The 15,710-nt window shown below is 69.1% G+C and carries 11 protein-coding genes; 1 reads left to right on the plus strand and 10 read right to left on the minus strand.

The window, feature by feature from the left end; all coding sequences use genetic code 11:
- Nucleotides 1-18: 18 nt before the first annotated feature.
- The 5 genes from LDO22_RS20465 to LDO22_RS20485 form a co-directional block, all read right to left on the minus strand.
- On the minus strand, nt 19-1,476 hold the full coding sequence (locus tag LDO22_RS20465; protein ID WP_224025493.1) for a benzaldehyde dehydrogenase: 1,458 nt from the start codon (nt 1,474-1,476) through the stop codon (nt 19-21).
- A gap of 141 nt (nt 1,477-1,617) precedes the next feature.
- Nucleotides 1,618-2,253, minus strand: a complete 636-nt coding sequence (locus LDO22_RS20470) for a hypothetical protein (RefSeq protein WP_224025494.1) — start codon at nt 2,251-2,253, stop codon at nt 1,618-1,620.
- An 84-nt stretch (nt 2,254-2,337) separates the two neighbouring features.
- The gene (locus LDO22_RS20475) at nt 2,338-3,897 is read right to left on the minus strand and encodes an FAD-dependent oxidoreductase (RefSeq protein WP_224025495.1); all 1,560 of its coding nucleotides are present in this window, start codon (nt 3,895-3,897) and stop codon (nt 2,338-2,340) included.
- Nucleotides 3,894-6,113, minus strand: coding sequence for a molybdopterin oxidoreductase family protein (locus LDO22_RS20480; protein WP_224025496.1), 2,220 nt, complete (start codon nt 6,111-6,113; stop codon nt 3,894-3,896). Before LDO22_RS20480 ends, LDO22_RS20475 begins: the two co-directional genes overlap by 4 nt.
- Nucleotide 6,114: 1 nt before the next feature.
- Nucleotides 6,115-7,536 (minus strand): MFS transporter, encoded by a 1,422-nt coding sequence (locus LDO22_RS20485; RefSeq protein WP_224025497.1) that lies wholly within the window; start codon nt 7,534-7,536, stop codon nt 6,115-6,117.
- Nucleotides 7,537-7,813: 277 nt separating this feature from the next.
- On the opposite strand from LDO22_RS20485, the gene LDO22_RS20490 reads away from it, so the two are divergent.
- A complete protein-coding gene (locus tag LDO22_RS20490) occupies nt 7,814-9,223 on the plus strand; it encodes an MFS transporter (protein WP_159632465.1) in 1,410 nt (469 codons plus the stop codon).
- Between the two features lie 57 nt (nt 9,224-9,280).
- Here the strand turns inward: LDO22_RS20490 and LDO22_RS20495 are convergent, their stop codons facing one another.
- The 5 genes from LDO22_RS20495 to LDO22_RS20515 form a co-directional block, all read right to left on the minus strand.
- The gene (locus LDO22_RS20495; RefSeq protein WP_224025498.1) at nt 9,281-10,012 is read right to left on the minus strand and encodes a glutamine amidotransferase; all 732 of its coding nucleotides are present in this window, start codon (nt 10,010-10,012) and stop codon (nt 9,281-9,283) included.
- A gap of 106 nt (nt 10,013-10,118) precedes the next feature.
- Nucleotides 10,119-10,556: a nuclear transport factor 2 family protein gene (locus LDO22_RS20500; RefSeq protein WP_224025499.1), complete on the minus strand. Its 438-nt coding sequence runs from the start codon at nt 10,554-10,556 to the stop codon at nt 10,119-10,121.
- Between the two features lie 18 nt (nt 10,557-10,574).
- Nucleotides 10,575-12,374 (minus strand): biotin carboxylase N-terminal domain-containing protein, encoded by a 1,800-nt coding sequence (locus tag LDO22_RS20505; protein ID WP_224027292.1) that lies wholly within the window; start codon nt 12,372-12,374, stop codon nt 10,575-10,577.
- A 142-nt stretch (nt 12,375-12,516) separates the two neighbouring features.
- Entirely contained in the window at nt 12,517-13,161 is a 645-nt protein-coding gene (locus tag LDO22_RS20510; RefSeq protein ID WP_224025500.1) for a nucleoside triphosphate pyrophosphatase, read from the minus strand.
- Nucleotides 13,162-13,170: 9 nt separating this feature from the next.
- Nucleotides 13,171-15,693, minus strand: coding sequence for an MMPL family transporter (locus LDO22_RS20515; protein WP_224025501.1), 2,523 nt, complete (start codon nt 15,691-15,693; stop codon nt 13,171-13,173).
- Nucleotides 15,694-15,710 lie beyond the last annotated feature (17 nt).

The following is a 15,710-nucleotide window of genomic DNA, read 5'->3' on the forward strand; positions in this document are numbered from 1 at the left end:
CCAGGGTCGGTTGGGTTCCTAGAACGGGTACGGGGCGATGTCCGGGCGCATCGTGAGCCACTGGATCTCGGTGAACGACTCCATGTTGGCGTGGTGGCCGCCGATCCGCGAGCCGTTGCCGGAGTTCTTCGTTCCGCCGAACGGGGAGTTCGCTTCATCGGAGACGGTCTGTTCGTTGATGTGGACCTTCCCGGAGTCGAGCCGGTCGGCGATGGTCATGGCCAGCCCGACGTCGCCCAGGATCCCGATGGACAGGCCGTACTCATTGTCGTTGGCCAGCGCCACAGCCTCATCCACGGTGGAGAACTTCATCACCGGGGCCACCGGGCCGAAGATTTCGTCCTTCCAGGCAGGACTGTCAGTGTTCAGGTCAACCAGCACGGCGGGCTGGTAGAAGCGGCCGTCGTGGGTTCCCCCGGCGGCGAGCCGGGCGCCCGCCTGGACCGCGTCCTGGACGATCCCGTCCACCCGCTGCAGCTGGCGCTCGTCGATCACTGGACCCAGCGCCACGGTGCCGCTCTTGGGATCGCCAACGGGCAGGTGGGCCGCCTTCTCCGACAAGGCGGCAACGTAGTCGTCGTAGATGTCCTCATGCACGATGTGGCGTCCGGCAGCCATGCAGATCTGGCCCTGGTGCATGAACGAGCCGAACGCCGCCGCGGAGGCCGCCTTGGCCAGGTCGGCGCCGGGGAGCACGATGAGCGCATTGTTGCCGCCGAGTTCAAGGTGGGCGCGCTTGAGCAGCCGGCCCGCCGTTTCACCGATCTTCCGGCCGGCCGCCGTCGATCCCGTGAAGGCGATCACGCGGACCTCGGGGGCTTCGACGACGGCGGCTCCGATGTCCGCGCCGCCGGGCAGCAGGGAGAGCAGGCCCTGCGGAAGCCCGGCCTCCTCGAAGATGCGCACCACGGTCACGCCGCCGCAGACCGCGGTCCGCGGGTCCGGCTTGAGCAGCACGGCGTTACCCAATGCCAGGGCAGGGGCCACGGCGCGGATGGAAAGGATCAGCGGGAAGTTGAACGGCGCGATGACGGAGACGACGCCCACAGGACGGCGCCGGGCAAAGGACCAGCGGTTTTCGTTGGACGTGAGGACGTCCCCGGCTGGGAGTGAGGGCAGCGCCGAGGCGTCGTAGCATTCGTTGGCGGCGATATGCGTTTCCAGCCCTGCCTTGGGCGGAATTCCACCTGATTCGCGCACGATCCAGTCCTGGACCTCGGCTGCGTGCTCCTCCCAGAGCTGCCCGGCGCGGCGCAGTACCGCGGCCCTGTCCTCGGGGTTGCGGGCGGCCCATTCCTTCTGTGCCTTCGCGGCGGCGGTTGCTGCTTCGCGGACGTCCGTCACGGAAGCCACGCCGTAGCTGCCCAGCTGCTCACCGGTGGCCGGTTCCATGCTGGTGCCGGTACCGCCGCCGCCCGCCCGCCAGCCGTTGAGGTAGATCTTGCCTTCCCAGAGGGCGGAGTCGAGCAGGGACATAGGGTGGTCCTTTCGTTGGTCCGGACATCAGGCGTCCGGCCCGGAAGATGGGAGCGCGGGTCAGTCCCGTCCATCACATGCTGTGCGGACGCCGCCGTCAAGGGCATGGACAGGAAAAGGCAGCGGTATCCGTGCGGAAGCTTATGTCGAGGCCGGGAGCCTATTCCGGGCGGCCGGGTCCCGCCGTGCCAGCCGCGAGGCCACCAGGTAGGTAATGCCGGTTATCAGCGGAACCGCGCTGGCGGAGGCCAAGGAGGCCGCAGGCCCCGACCGGCCAAGAACCGTGATCAGCAGCGGCAGCGTGCCAATGGCAAACAGCAGCCAGCCGGCCGCGCCTGACCGTTTAAGTCCCAGGACAGCGGCCGGGAACGCCAGGGCGACGACGCCGATGGCCACCACCGGCCCGTTCGAATCCTGGAGGCTGCGGGCCGTCGCGGGATCGAGGGCGAACCACACGCAGACCGCGACGAGTAGCACGGCCAGCGCCGCCAGGAGGGGAGATGCTCCGGCCGGCCGGAACCAGGCGAGGGCCGCAAGGACCACCATGGGAGCAAACCAGGACAAGGTCATCATCAGCCCCGTCATGCCGCCGGGCTGATCCATGGCGTAGCCGCCAATGAAGGTCACGGCCGCCGCAGTGAAGACCGTCATGACCACCGCGCCCATCTTCACCAGTGCACGGGCCCGGCGCTGCGGATCCTTCTCCCGGACAAGGAGTACTCCGGCCACGGCGGCGAGCACCACCGCGGCGAAGGCCAGTACGAGAGGGAAGGACATGGGTGCCTCCTGCGGCCAGTGGAATCCTGTGACCATTCAAGCCCTGGGGAATCCCGGTGCCAAGGGGCCAAAGCCCCGCAGCTGCTATGCGGCGGCTGCCTGGAAGTGCCGTTCGATGAGACCCTTGATGTCCTCATGGCAGCCGCCGCACCCGGTTCCGGCGCGGGTGGCCCTGGAAACCTCGGCCACCGTGGAGCAGCCGTCAGAGGCCGCCGCCGTGATGGCCGCCCCGCTGACCCCCGCACACCGGCACACGGTGCCCGCGGGGTCGGCAGCCCCGGCCCCGGGCAGCTGGTCCGGTCCATCCAGGCGCAGGAGCAGCGACCGGTCGGCGGGCAGCTCGGCCCCCCGTTCAAAAAGTCCCACGAGTTCGGCCGCGGTCCGGGGCATGCCCACCGCCACCAGGCCTTCCAGCACACCGCCCCGGGTGGTCATCTTGACGTACCGGCCGTGCTCGGGATCGGCCCACTGCGACACCTGCAGGCGCGGCCTTCCGTTGACGGCCCCGGCCGTGAGGGCTTCCTCGTCCCACGGCTCGGCAGCGTTGTCCCCGGCCACGGCCATGTTCATGCCCCGGGCTTTCAGGACCACGACGCCGGGCTGTTCCGGCGGCAGCGCGGGCAGCACTTCGGCGTCCGCTTCTGCCCCTTCAGCTAACAGGGTGAGGTAACCGGCCAGCCATTCGGCCTGCCGCCAGCCCGGACCCACCAGCCCGGACGGTCCGGAGGCGTTCCGGCACGTGGCGCAGCCCGGGTCCGGGCAGCGGACTTCGGCGCAGTCGCCAATGGCAAAGATGTGCGGCTCGTGGTGCGCCCGCAGCCGGTGGTCCACCAGGATGCCGGTGCCGGTGGAGAGGCCGCAGCCTTCGGCCAGCTCCGTCCGGGGACGCACGCCGCAGGAGATGACCAGGAGGTCGCCGTCGATCGCTGATCCGTCGTCCAGCAGCAAAGCCGAAAACCCGCCGTCGGGCGCGTTGTGCTCAACGCCGGTGGACCGGGCGTTGCCGGCCACCCGGACGCCGCAGCGGCGCAGTCCGGCAGCCAGGACCGCCCCGCCGCCGCGGTCGATGCTGCGGCCCAGCGGGTGCGGGCCGTTGTGGACCACGGTGACCGTGGCGCCTTCCTCCGCGGCCGCCAGCGCCGTCTCCAGGCCCAGGACGCCGCCGCCCAGGACCACCACGCGCTTGCCGCCGTCCACCGCCTGCCGCAGGACTTCCGCGTCGCGCAGGTCCCGCAATGCCGTGACTCCGGCAGGCAGCACGGGGGAAGACGGGTCCGGATTGATGCCGGTGAGGTTGGGAATCACCGGCCGGGATCCCGTGGCAAACACCAGCCGGTCGTAGTGCACGGACGCGCCGTCGGACAGGGCCACCTGCTGCCGCGCCCGGTCCACGCGCTTAACCCGTACGCCCAGCCGGACATCCACTCCCTCGGCAACCAGCTCGGCGCTGTCGGCGAGGGCAAGGGCGTCAGCGGTGGTCCGGCCGACGCCGAGATCGGCCACCAGGACGCGGTTGTAGGCGGCCTCGGCTTCCTGGCCCACCACTGTGAGCCTGGCGTGTCCGCTGCGCACGGCGGGCAGGAGCTCGTCCACCAGCCGGGCGGCCACGGGGCCGAATCCCACAATGACAATCTGCTCGCTCATGAGGCCTCCGTCGTTTGAAGCATGCGGGCGGATTCGGGCGCGGCCACGGGCCGGACCCAAACGGTGTTGAACTTGAACTCGGGCATCCCGGAGACCGGATCCGTCGCCGCTTCCGTCAGCCGGTTGGCGCTCTCAGCCCCGGGAAAGTGGAAGGGCAGGAACACCGTTTCCGGGCGGATGGCGGTGCTGTGCTCGGCCCGGCACACCACTTCGCCGCGCCCGTTGGACACCGATACCAGCGTTCCGGCGGCGATGCCCATGGCGTCGGCCGCCGCCGGGTGGATCTGCATCTTGGCCTCCGGCTGGGCGGCGGCGAGCTCGGCGACCCGGCGGGTCTGGGCGCCGGACTGGTAGTGCTCCAGGAGGCGGCCGGTGATGAGGGTCATGGGTGTGCCGGCGGGGCCTGTTGCGTGCCCGGCGGCTTCAGCCGCGGGAGTCCGGCGGCGGCGCGGCGCCACCGGGACCATGACCGCCTTGCCGTCGGGGTGGGCGAAGCCGTCCCGGAACAGCCGGGGCGTTCCGGTGCTGCCGGCCGGGTACGGCCAGTGGGCGGCCTCGCCGCGGTCCAGCATGGCGTAGTCGATGCCGGAGTAGTCGGCCAGGCCGCCCGCGGAAGCCAGGCGGAGTTCCTCGAAGACGGTTTCCGGATCGTCGCTGTAGGTGGACGGGGCGTCCAGGCGCTCGGCCAGGCGGGCCATAATCCAGAGTTCGCTGCGGGCGCCGGCGGGAGGGGAGATGGCACGGCGGCGGCGCAGGACGCGGCCTTCCAGGTTGGTCAGGGTGCCTTCCTCCTCCGCCCACTGGAGCACGGGAAGGATCAGGTCCGCCTCCGCAGCGGTCTCGGACAGGAAGAAGTCGCAGACCACCAGGAAGTCCAGGCTCCGCAGCCCCTCGATCACGGCGTTGGCGTCAGGTGCCGCCACCGCGATGTTGGAGGCGTGGACAAAAAGGCACCGGACGCCGTCGGGCTGTCCCAGTGACTTCAGCAGCTGGACGGCGGGCAGGCCGGGGCCGGGGATGAGTTCCTCGGGGATGCCCCAGACCGCGGCGACGTGCGCGCGGGCGGCGGGGTCGGTGATCTTGCGGTAGCCGGGCAGCTGGTCGGCCTTCTGGCCGTGCTCGCGGCCGCCCTGGCCGTTGCCTTGGCCGGTGAGGGTGCCGTAGCCGCTGCGGGCGGAGCCGGGCAGGCCCAGCATGAGGCTGAGGTTGATGGCCGCGGTGGCGGTGTCCGTGCCGTCCACGTGCTGTTCCACGCCGCGGCCGGTGAGGATGTAGCTGCCGCCCCTGCGGGCACCTGCGGCAAGCATCCTGGCGGTTTCGCGGATCAGGTCCGCGGGGACGCCGGTGATGGACTGGACGCGTTCAGGCCAGAAGGCGTTCACGCTGCGGACGACGGCGTTGTAGCCCGAGGTGCGCTCCTGGAGGTAGGCGGTGTCCACCAGGTCCTCGTGGATGACCACGTGCGAAAGGCCCAGCAGCAGGGTGAGGTCGGTGCCGGGAAGGGGCTGGAGGTGGAGGCCGGCGCCGTCGGCCGTGAAGGCCGCGGTGGCGGAGCGGCGGGGATCCACCACAACCAGCCCGCCGGCGTCGCGGGCTCCCTGCAGGTGCTGGACGAACGGCGGCATGGTCTCGGCAACGTTGGATCCGAGCATCAGGATGGTGCTGGCGGTGTCCAGGGCCTCGAGCGGGAACGGCAGCCCGCGGTCCACGCCGAAGGCGCGCATCCCCGCTGCGGCCGCGGAGGACATGCAGAACCTGCCGTTGTAGTCGATCCGGGAGGTGCCCAGCGCCAGCCGGGCAAACTTGCCCAGCTGGTAGGCCTTTTCATTGGTGAGGCCGCCGCCGCCGAAGACGCCGACGGCGTCCGCACCGTACCGGGCGCGGGCGTCCTTGACTGCCGCAGCGGCGAGGTCCAGGGCCTGGTCCCAGCCGATGGGACGGTGGATCCCGTCAGCACCTCTGAGCAGGGGCTCGGTGATCCTGCCCGCGTGGTTCAGGAGCGTGGCCGAGGTCCAGCCCTTGCGGCACAGGCCGCCGCGGTTGGTGGGGAAGTCCCGGCCGGCCACGTCCAGGACGGGGGATGCCTTGGAGCCGGCAGGTGCAGGAGCGGGGCCTGGCCCCGGCTGCGAAGCCGGGGGCAGGTCCGCCGGGGACGTGAGCGTCATGGCGCACTGCAGGGCGCAGTAAGGGCAGTGCGTGTCGGCGCTTTTGGTCATGTTAGACGTTTCCCATCGCGTTCCGGCCGGCGTTGCGGATGTAGCAGGTCCAGCAGACCACCAGCATCAGGACGTAGGCGCCGACGAATCCGTAGAAGGCCGGGGTGTAGGAGCCGCTGGCGGTGCTGGAGGCATTGAGCACCTGGGGGATCACGAAGCCGCCGTAAGCGCCGATCGCGGAGATCAGGCCGAGGGCCGAGGACGCGAGCCGCTGGGTGGCCACCGGGTTTGCACCGTTCCGGGCAGCCCGGCTGGAGGTGGCGAAGATGACCGGAATCATCCGGTACGTGGCCCCGTTGCCGAAGCCGCTGGCAGTGAACAGCATCAGGAAGAGGACCAGGAAGAGCAGGAAGTTCTTCAGCGGCAGGGTCCAGATCATGGTCAGCGTGATCACGGCCATCGCGGCGAAGGCGGACACGGTCATCCGGGCCCCGCCCATGCGGTCCGCCATGCGGCCGCCGTAGGGACGGGCCAGCGAACCCACCAGGGGGCCGAGGAAGGCCAGGGACAGGGCCACGGTTCCCACTCCAATGGAGGAGAACGCGGGGAAGTAGTCCTTGATCAGCTTGGGGAATACACCGGCGAAGCCGATGAAGGAGCCGAAGGTGCCGATGTACAGCAGCGCCATGATCCACAGGTGCGGTTCCTTCAGTGCAGCGACCGAGCCGGCCACGTCACCCTTGGCGCTGGTGAGGTTGTTCATGTACTTGAAGGCGCCGAATGCGGCCAGCAGGATGAAGGGGACCCACATCCAGCCCGCCAGGGGAAGGTTGACGGTGCCCGCGGCAAGCAGGGTGATGACGATGGGAACGGCAAGCTGTGCGACGGCGGCCCCCAGGTTTCCGCCCGCGGCGTTCAGTCCCAGCGCCCAGCCTTTTTCCCTGGCCGGGTAGAAGAACGTGATGTTGGCCATCGAGCTGGCGAAGTTGCCGCCGCCGAAGCCGGCGAGGGCAGCCACCAGGAGCATGACACCGAACGGTGTGTCCGGGTTGGAGACGCAGAGGGCCAGCCCGGTGGAGGGGATCAGGAGCAGCAGGGCGGAGACGATGGTCCAGTTGCGGCCGCCGAAGCGGGGGACCATGAAGGTGTAGGGGATGCGGAGGGTGGCACCCACCAGGCTTGGCATGGAGATGAGCCAGAAGATTTCCGAGGTGGAGAAGGTGAAGCCTGCGGCGGGAAGCTGGACCACGACGATGGACCACAGCTGCCAGACGACGAAGCCGAGGAACTCGGCGAAGATGGACCAGTTCAGGTTGCGGCGGGCGATGGCCCGGCCTGCGGCCTCCCACTGTTCCTTGTTCTCGGCATCCCAGTTGGCGATCCAGCGGCCGGGGCGGAATTCAAGGGCGGGGGCGTCAGTAGTGCGGGTAGGGCCGGGCTGTGCGCTGGCGGATACGGCATCAACGGTGCGGTCAACAGTCACGGGTTACCTCCTTCGGGGGATGTTGTTCCTCCAAGGTAGGGACGGCGCGTTTCGCGGACAGTCGATGTTTGTTAACGCGCTGTGACTTTTGCCTATCCGGGCCCGCCATGCGGCGTGAGGCGGTGCCAGGGCCCGGAATATGAGATGCACAACACAGGTCCGCATTGTGGACGTTTCGTCCATTGACTGGACGCGGCGAAGTAAGATCGAACTCTAACTATTCGCGCCGGGAGGCAGCACTGCCTGCGCCCGGCCGATCTCACGAAAGCGTTTACCCATGTCATCCACCGATACCACCAAGGTGCCTGGTTCGCACCAGCCGGTGAACTCCCGCGGCCGCGTTATCGTGGCCAGCCTGATCGGCACCACTGTGGAGTTCTACGACTTCTACGTCTATGCCACGGCCGCCGTGCTCGTGTTCCCGAAGCTCTTCTTCCCGGGCGCGAACGAAACCACCCAGCTGCTGAGCTCCTTCGCCGTCTTCGGCGTGGCCTTCGTTGCCCGCCCCCTCGGCTCGATCGTCTTCGGGCACTTCGGCGACAAGTTCGGCCGCAAGGGAACCCTTGTGGCGTCGCTGCTGACCATGGGCATCGCAACCTTCCTCATCGGCTGCCTGCCCACGGCGCTGGTTCCGGGCTGGGAGTTCTGGGCGCCGGCCATGCTGGTGGTCCTGCGGTTCGCCCAGGGCCTGGCCCTCGGCGGCGAGTGGAGCGGCGCGGCACTGCTGGCCACGGAGAATGCCCCCGCCAACAAGCGCGCCATCTACGGCACCTTCCCGCAGCTCGGTGCCCCCATCGGCTTCATCATTGCCAACGTCATCTTCCTGGTGGCCAGCTACACCCTGACCCCGGAAGCTTTCCAGGCCTGGGGCTGGCGCGTCCCGTTCCTGCTCAGCGCCGTCATGGTGATCCTGGGCCTCTACGTCCGGCTCAAGCTGATCGAAACCCCGGCCTTCACCAAGGTGGTGGAATCGAACGAGGTAGCCAAGCTTCCGCTGGGCCGGGTCTTCAAGTCCAGCTGGCGCCAGCTGATCCTGGGCACCTTCATCATGCTGGCCACGTATGTGCTGTTCTACCTGATGACCACGTTCACGCTGACCTACGGCACCAAGCCCACTTTGGAGGGCGCCAAGGCCGCAGCCGAAAAGGCCGGCAAGCCCATGTCCGAAGCCGCTGCCGCCGCGTTCGTTCCGGGCCTTGGCTACAGCCGCAACGATTTCCTCTGGATGCTGATTGCCGGCGTCGTATTCTTTGGCATTTTCACCCTGGTCTCCGGACCGCTGGCCGAGAAGTACGGCCGCCGCAAGATGCTCATGGCCGTCACCGCCGGCATTTTCGTCTTCGGCCTGCTGTTTGTCCCGCTGTTCAGCGGCGGCTTCGTGGGCACCATGGGCCTGCTGATCCTCGGGTTCTCCCTCATGGGCCTCACCTTCGGCCCCATGGGTGCGCTGCTGCCGGAACTGTTCCCCACGAACGTCCGGTACACCGGCTCAGCCATCAGCTACAACTTCTCCAGCATCCTGGGTGCCGCGGTGGCCCCGTTCATCGCCGTCGCCCTGTGGGAAGCCGCCAAGGGCAGCCCGCTGCTGGTAGGCATCTACCTGACATCCATGGCTGTGCTGACCCTGATCGCGCTGTTCCTCACCCGTGAGACCCGCGACCTGGACTACGAGAACAACGTCGCCTGACGCTTCGTTTGCCCCAATGCCCGGCGCTGCCTTTCGGCACGCCGGGCATTGCCGTTTTCACCGCGCGTAGCGGGCCACGAAGTTCTTCAGCACGGCCATGGGCTCGGTGACGGTGAACCGCCGTGCAGCAGCCATGAGCTCCTCGGCGGATTCCGGTGGAAAGTACCCGGCGTCCCGGTAGATATCGATTCGCGTCACCAGCCCGTCTGCGTCCAGTTCGGGGTGGAACTGGGTGGCGTACAGGTTGGTCCTGATCCGGAACATGTGGACCGGGCAGGTGGCGGCCCGTGCCAGGAGGACGGCGTGCGGGGGCAGCGAGCTGACGGCCTCCTTGTGTCCGGTCAGCGCCGTGAACCGTTGGGGCATTCCCTGCAGGATGGGGTCCTGCAGGCCTTCGCGGGTCAGCTCCACTTCCACCGCGCCGAGGGGCTCGCCATAGGTCCGGTCGATCACGGCGCCCTGGTGGCTCCCGAGGGTGCCCACCCCGTAACAGGCGCCAAGGAACGGGAAGTCGCGGGCCACCAGCTGGTCCAGCAGTGCGGCCAGCTCCTGCTCTACCCGGTGCTGGACCGTGCTCTTGTGCTCCGGCGGGTCGCTGGACGTGAACGGGCTGCCGCCCACGATGACACCGGAGTACCTGGAGAGGTCCAGCGGGGGCAGGGGAGCGGCTTCGAGCCGGATCCGGTGCAGCTCCCGCTCCTCCAGCCCGCCGTACCTTAGGTATGCGGCGTACTCGTCCTCAGCGGCGGCGTCTTCCGCGCGGGAGGCCAGGAGCAGGAAAGGCAGCATGTGCTAAGTCTGCATCCTGCCGGCGCCGCCTGCCAGCATTCGAGCAGCGGTCACCGTGCCGGCAACGGGCCCCCGGGCACCCGCAGGCGCCCGCGGGGCAGCCGGCTCAGGTCGGAGGCTGCGTGAGCGAGCGGCGGGACTGTGGCCGGGCGGCGGGGTCCGCGTGCCGGTGCACCAGCTTCCAGTAGCCCTCCTCGCGGCGGAAGATGCTGGTCACGCGGAGCGCGAACTCCTCCGTGGCGGCGGCGCTGTCCAGCCGTGCCCGGAAGTGTTCGGTCTCCACCAGGTATGCGGTGTCGCGGGCCGTGTAGGAGGTGACGGTGTCGAAGCCCAGCATCTCGCCGTCGCGGAACTGCCGCGCGGCCTGGTCCAGCCGCGCCTCCACATGCGCCCAGCCGCGGGCTATGCCGCCGAACGGGTTGGCCAGGGTGACGTCATCCAGCCGGGAATACAGGTCCTTGATCGGCGCCGGGTTTCCCCGGGTGATTTCAGGGACCGCCTGGTGGTAGCGGTCCACTTCTTCCTGGAAACTTGGTGCGAGCATGGCTGCGTGTGCCGCTTTCTAGTCTTCGATGGTGGCGATAATGGCGCCCGCGGACACCGTTTCGCCCGCCGTTGCCGTCAGGCCCGTGATGGTGCCGGACCGGTGCGCGGTGAGGGGCTGTTCCATCTTCATGGCCTCGAGGACCACCACCAGGTCGCCTTCGGTGACCACGTCCCCGTGCGCCACGGCCACCTTCACGATGGTGCCCTGCATGGGGGAGGTCAGCGCGTTGCCGGTGGCCGCAGCCGGACCGGCGGAGCGGGAGCGCTTCTTGGACTTGCCCGGCTTGCCTGTGGCGGCCGAGGCCGTTCCCGGGGTGCCCAGGGATGCGGGGAGGACCACCTCGAGGCGCTTGCCGCCCACTTCCACCACCACGCGCTGGCGCTCCTCGGCGGAGCCCTCGCCGTCAACGGCAGTGTCCGGGGTCCAGGCCGGCAGGTTGTTGGTGAACTCGGTTTCGATCCAGCGCGTGTGGACCGTGAAGGGCCCCTCTGCGGGTGCGAAGGCTGGGTCCGTGACCACTGCGAGGTCGAACGGGATGACGGTGGGGATGCCCTCCACCACCATTTCCTCCAGCGCGCGGCGGGCGCGCTGCAGGGCCTGCGGGCGGCTGGCGCCGGTGATGATGAGCTTGGACAGCATGGAGTCGAAGTTCCCGCTGATGACGTCGCCCTGTTCCACGCCGGAATCGACGCGGACGCCGGGACCGGTGGGGTTCTTCAGGACGCGGAGCGTGCCGGGGGCAGGCAGGAAGTTGCGGCCCGGGTCCTCGCCGGTGATGCGGAACTCGATGGAGTGTCCGCGCACCTCGGGATCGCCGTAGCCCAGTTCCTCGCCGCGGGCCAGCCGGAACTGCTCGCGGACCAGGTCGATCCCGGTGACTTCCTCGGAGACGCAGTGCTCCACCTGCAGGCGGGTGTTGACCTCGAGGAAGGAAATGGTCCCGTCCTGGCCCACCAGGAATTCGCAGGTGCCGGCGCCCAGGTAGCCGGCCTCCTTCAGGATCGCCTTGGAGGATTCGTAGAGACGGCGGTTCTGGTCTTCGGTGAGGAAGGGTGCCGGAGCCTCCTCGACGAGTTTCTGGTTGCGCCGCTGGAGGGAGCAGTCGCGGGTGGACACCACCACCACGTTGCCGTGGGCGTCGGCCAGGCACTGGGTTTCCACGTGCCGGGGAGCGTCCAGGAAGCGCTCGATGAAGCATTCGCCGCGGCCGAAGGCGGCGGTTGCTTCGCGGACGGCGGATTCGTAGAGTTCGGGGATTTCCTCGCGGGTGCGGGCTACCTTGATGCCGCGGCCGCCGCCGCCGAAGGCCGCCTTGATGGCGACCGGCAGGCCGTGCCGGTCCACGAACTCCAGGACTTCCCCGGCGGATTCGACGGGGTCGGCGGTGCCGGGGACCAGGGGAGCGCCCACCTTTTCGGCGATGTGCCGGGCGCGGACCTTGTCGCCCAGGGCGGAGATGGCCTCGGGGGAAGGGCCGATCCAGGTGATGCCCGCGGCAATCACCTTGGCGGCGAACTCGGCATTCTCGGCCAGGAAGCCGTAGCCGGGGTGGATGGCGTCGGCGCCGGACTGGCGGGCGGCGTCAATGATCTTGTCCATGACCAGGTACGACTCGGCAGCGGTGGTCCCGCCCAGGGCGTAGGCCTCGTCAGCGAGCCGGACGTGCAGCGCATCGCGGTCCGGGTCAGCGTAGACGGCCACGGAGGCGATGCCTTCATCCCGGGCCGCCCGGATGATCCGCACGGCGATTTCGCCGCGGTTGGCGATCAGCACCTTTGTGAGGCTGGGCTGCGTGGTTCCTGCGGACTGCTCCAAATTTGCTGACAAGGCGTCTCCTTCTTTCCTTCAGGGAGCCTAGCGCGGTTTTGGAGGTTCCGCCGATATTACTTGCGGAATCCGCGTGTAAACCGGCCCGCCTTTGTAGGGAAGCTACAAGTGGTGCAGAAAAGGGAGTGCTTTACCGCGGCGGCCAGAGGTCCGTGATGCGAACGTTGGCAGCCGCGAGCAGGCCGCGCAGGGTGGAGATGGAGAGGCCGACGACGGCGTGCGGGTCGCCGTCCACCTTCCGGATGAAGGCCCCGCCCAGGCCGTCGATCGTGAAGGAGCCGGCGCAGTGCAGCGGCTCGCCGGTGGCGATATAGGCGTCGATTTCCTCCGGTGCCATGTCCAGGAAGGACACCTCGGCGGAGGCGACCGCCCCGAGCGTGGCGCCCGAACCGCGGGCGGCGCCGTCGTCGTCGTCCGTGTCCCTGCAGTCCACCAGCCAGTGCCCCGTGTGCAGCACCCCCGCGCTGCCGCTCATGCGGAGCATCCGTTCCCGCGCGACGTCGGCGGTGTACGGCTTGCCGTGCGCCTCGCCGTCGAACTCGAAAACGGAGTCACAGCCAAGGACCAGCGCGCCCTCCGCTTCCGGCAGCGCGGCGACGGCTTCGGCCTTGGCACGTGCCAGCAGCAGCGCGGTGTCGTGCGGGTCCGTGACGCCGTACTGCGCCTGGACGGCCGCTTCGTCGACGTCGGAGACCAGCACGGTATGCCGGATGCCGGCCTCCGCCAGGAGCTTGGTGCGGGCGGGGGACTGGGAGGCGAGGATCAGATGGAGCACGGTTTCAGCCTAGTGGACCAGCTCGCCCGGAGCCGGTGCGGCCTGGCCGCGGTTGAGCTTGGCGCCCTCCACGTCCACGTCCGGCAGGATCCGGTCCAGCCAGCGCGGCAGCCACCAGGACTTGGCGCCCAGCAGGTACATCACAGCCGGGACGATGGTCATCCGGACCACGAACGCGTCGAACAGGACGCCGAAGGCCATCGCGAAGCCCAGCGGCCGGACCATGGTGAGGTGGCTGAAGATGAAGCCGGAGAACACGCTGACCATGATGATCGCGGCGGCGGTGACCACGGCGGCCGCGTGCCGGAAGCCCACCCGCACCGCTTCCTTGGCGGACGATCCGTGCATGTAGGCCTCGCGCATGCCGGAGGCGATGAACACCTGGTAATCCATGGCCAGGCCGAACAGCACGCCGATCAGGATGATGGGCAGGAAGCTCAGCACGGCGCCCGGATTGGCAACATCGAAGACGTTCCCCAGCCAGCCCCACTGGTAGACGGCAACCACGGCGCCGAAGGCGGCCGACAGGGACAGCAGGAATCCGCCCGTGGCCAGCAGCGGGACCACGATGGAGCGGAACACCAGCAGGAGCAGGATCAGGGAAAGTCCGACGACGATCGCCAGGTAGGGCGGCAGGGCGTCACCGAGCTTGGTGGAGACGTCCACGTTGCCGGCGGTTTGGCCGGTCAGGCCCATGGCAACGTCGTAGTCGGCCTTGATCCCGGCGTTCAGGCCCCGGAGTTCGGAGACCACCTTGACCGTGCTGGCGCTGGCCGGGCCTTCCTTGGGGATGACCTGGAAGACGGCGGTCCGGCGGTCCTCGCTGAGCGCCACCGGCACAGCGGCCACCACATTGTCCACGGCCCGGAGCTTGTCCGCGATGTCGAACTGCAGCTTCTGCGCCTGGGCCGCGTCAAGGTTCGCGGGGAACTCGCCCACGGCCACGATCGGCCCGGTGACGCCTTCGCCGAAGCTGCGGGCGGTCAGGTCGTAGGCCTGGTAGGCCTCGGACTCCACAGGCTCGGAGCCACCATCGGGCAGGGCCAGCTGGAGCTGGGTGGCGGGCAGGGCCAGGGTGCCCAGCAGGACGATGCCGGCGGTCAGGGCAACCCAGGGGTGCTTGGTGACCAGGCCGCCCCACCCGTGGGTGCTTCGTTCGCGGTCGACGGCGATATCTGCGGCTTCGTGGCCCGGCTCGGCGTTGTGCGCCTCGGACTTGGCCCAGGCCCGCCTGGAGATGATGCGGCGGCCAATCAGGGACAGCATGGCGGGGGTCAGGGTGATGGCGACCAGTACCGCCACTGCGACGGTTCCCGCGGCGGCCAGGCCCATGACGGTGAGGAACGGCAGTCCCGGGACCACCAGGGCGGCAAGGGCGATGATCACGGTCAGGCCGGCGAAGACTACCGCGTTGCCGGAGGTTCCGTTGGCCCGGGCCACGGACTCCTCAGGGTCCATTCCGGCCAGGAGCTGCGTCCGGTGCCGGTTGACGATGAACAGCGAATAGTCGATGCCGACGGCGAGGCCCAGCATGAGGGCCAGCATGGGGGAGATGGAGCTCATGTCGAACAGGCCGGAGAGGGCGAAGGTGATGCCTACGCCCACGCCGACGCCGATGATGGCCATCAGCAGCGGCAGTCCGGCCGCGATCAGCGTCCCCAGCATGAGGATCAGGACCAGCGCCGCGACGGCGATGCCGACAATTTCCGCCGTGCCGAACAGGGCCGAGATGTCCTCGGTGATTTCCTTGCTGGCAAAGGCCTGGACGCCGGCGGAGGACGTCTCGTGGGCGATCTCCTGGACCTGCTTGCGCACCGCCGGGGCGAGCCCGTTGATGGAGGTGTTGAACTGCACCTGTGCCACCGCGGCCTTGTTGTCCTCCGAGACGAAGCGGATGGCGGAGGCCGCCTGGGCCTGGCGCTTGCCAAGTTCCAGCTTCGCCTTGTTGGCCTCCAGTTCCTGGGCGCCGGCGTCGAGCTTGGCCTGGCCGGCAGCCAGCGCTGCCTTTTGCTGGCCCAGCTGGGCCTCGACCACGGCTGCGGGCGCGCCGGCGGCGGTGAGTTGCTGCTCGGCTGCCGCCAGCTGTGCCTTGCCGGCCTCCAGCTGCGCCCGGGAGGCGTCCAGCTGTGCCTGGCCGGCCGCCAGTTGCTTTTCGCCGTCGGTGATGGCCTTGCCGGCCTGGTCCACCTGGGCCTGGGTGGCGAACGGATCCACCGTGCCGCGGACCTCGGGGATGGTCTGGAGTTTCTTCAGCGCATCCGTGACGGCCGCGCGGCTCTCAGCCGTGAACCCGCCGTCGGGGGCTTCGAAGACGATCGTGGCGCTTCCGCCCGAGGCTGCCGGCAAATCCTGCTTGAGCTTGTCCGCGATCCGCTGGGTCTCGGTACCCGGGATCTGGAAGTTGTTGGACAGCGTGCCATGGAAGGCCGCGGCGGAACCGCCAACGGCCACCAGCACGGCAAGCCAGAGGGAGATGACAAGCCAGCGCCGGCGGTAGGAGAACTTGCCGAGGCGGTAGAGGAGGAGTGCCATGCGGGAGGACCGATCTG

This window comes from Arthrobacter sp. NicSoilC5, assembly GCF_019977395.1.
GTDB lineage: Bacteria > Actinomycetota > Actinomycetes > Actinomycetales > Micrococcaceae > Arthrobacter.

Bases quoted from the DNA above. Each gene is read 5' to 3' on its own strand.
- LDO22_RS20465 (WP_224025493.1), bottom strand. From the start codon at position 1,476: ATGTCCCTGCTCGACTCCGCCCTCTGGGAAGGCAAGATCTACCTCAAC.
- LDO22_RS20470 (WP_224025494.1), bottom strand. From the start codon at position 2,253: ATGTCCTTCCCTCTCGTACTGGCCTTCGCCGCGGTGGTGCTCGCCGCC.
- LDO22_RS20475 (WP_224025495.1), bottom strand. From the start codon at position 3,897: ATGAGCGAGCAGATTGTCATTGTGGGATTCGGCCCCGTGGCCGCCCGG.
- LDO22_RS20480 (WP_224025496.1), bottom strand. From the start codon at position 6,113: ATGACCAAAAGCGCCGACACGCACTGCCCTTACTGCGCCCTGCAGTGC.
- LDO22_RS20490 (WP_159632465.1), top strand. From the start codon at position 7,814: ATGTCATCCACCGATACCACCAAGGTGCCTGGTTCGCACCAGCCGGTG.
- LDO22_RS20495 (WP_224025498.1), bottom strand. From the start codon at position 10,012: ATGCTGCCTTTCCTGCTCCTGGCCTCCCGCGCGGAAGACGCCGCCGCT.
- LDO22_RS20500 (WP_224025499.1), bottom strand. From the start codon at position 10,556: ATGCTCGCACCAAGTTTCCAGGAAGAAGTGGACCGCTACCACCAGGCG.
- LDO22_RS20515 (WP_224025501.1), bottom strand. From the start codon at position 15,693: ATGGCACTCCTCCTCTACCGCCTCGGCAAGTTCTCCTACCGCCGGCGC.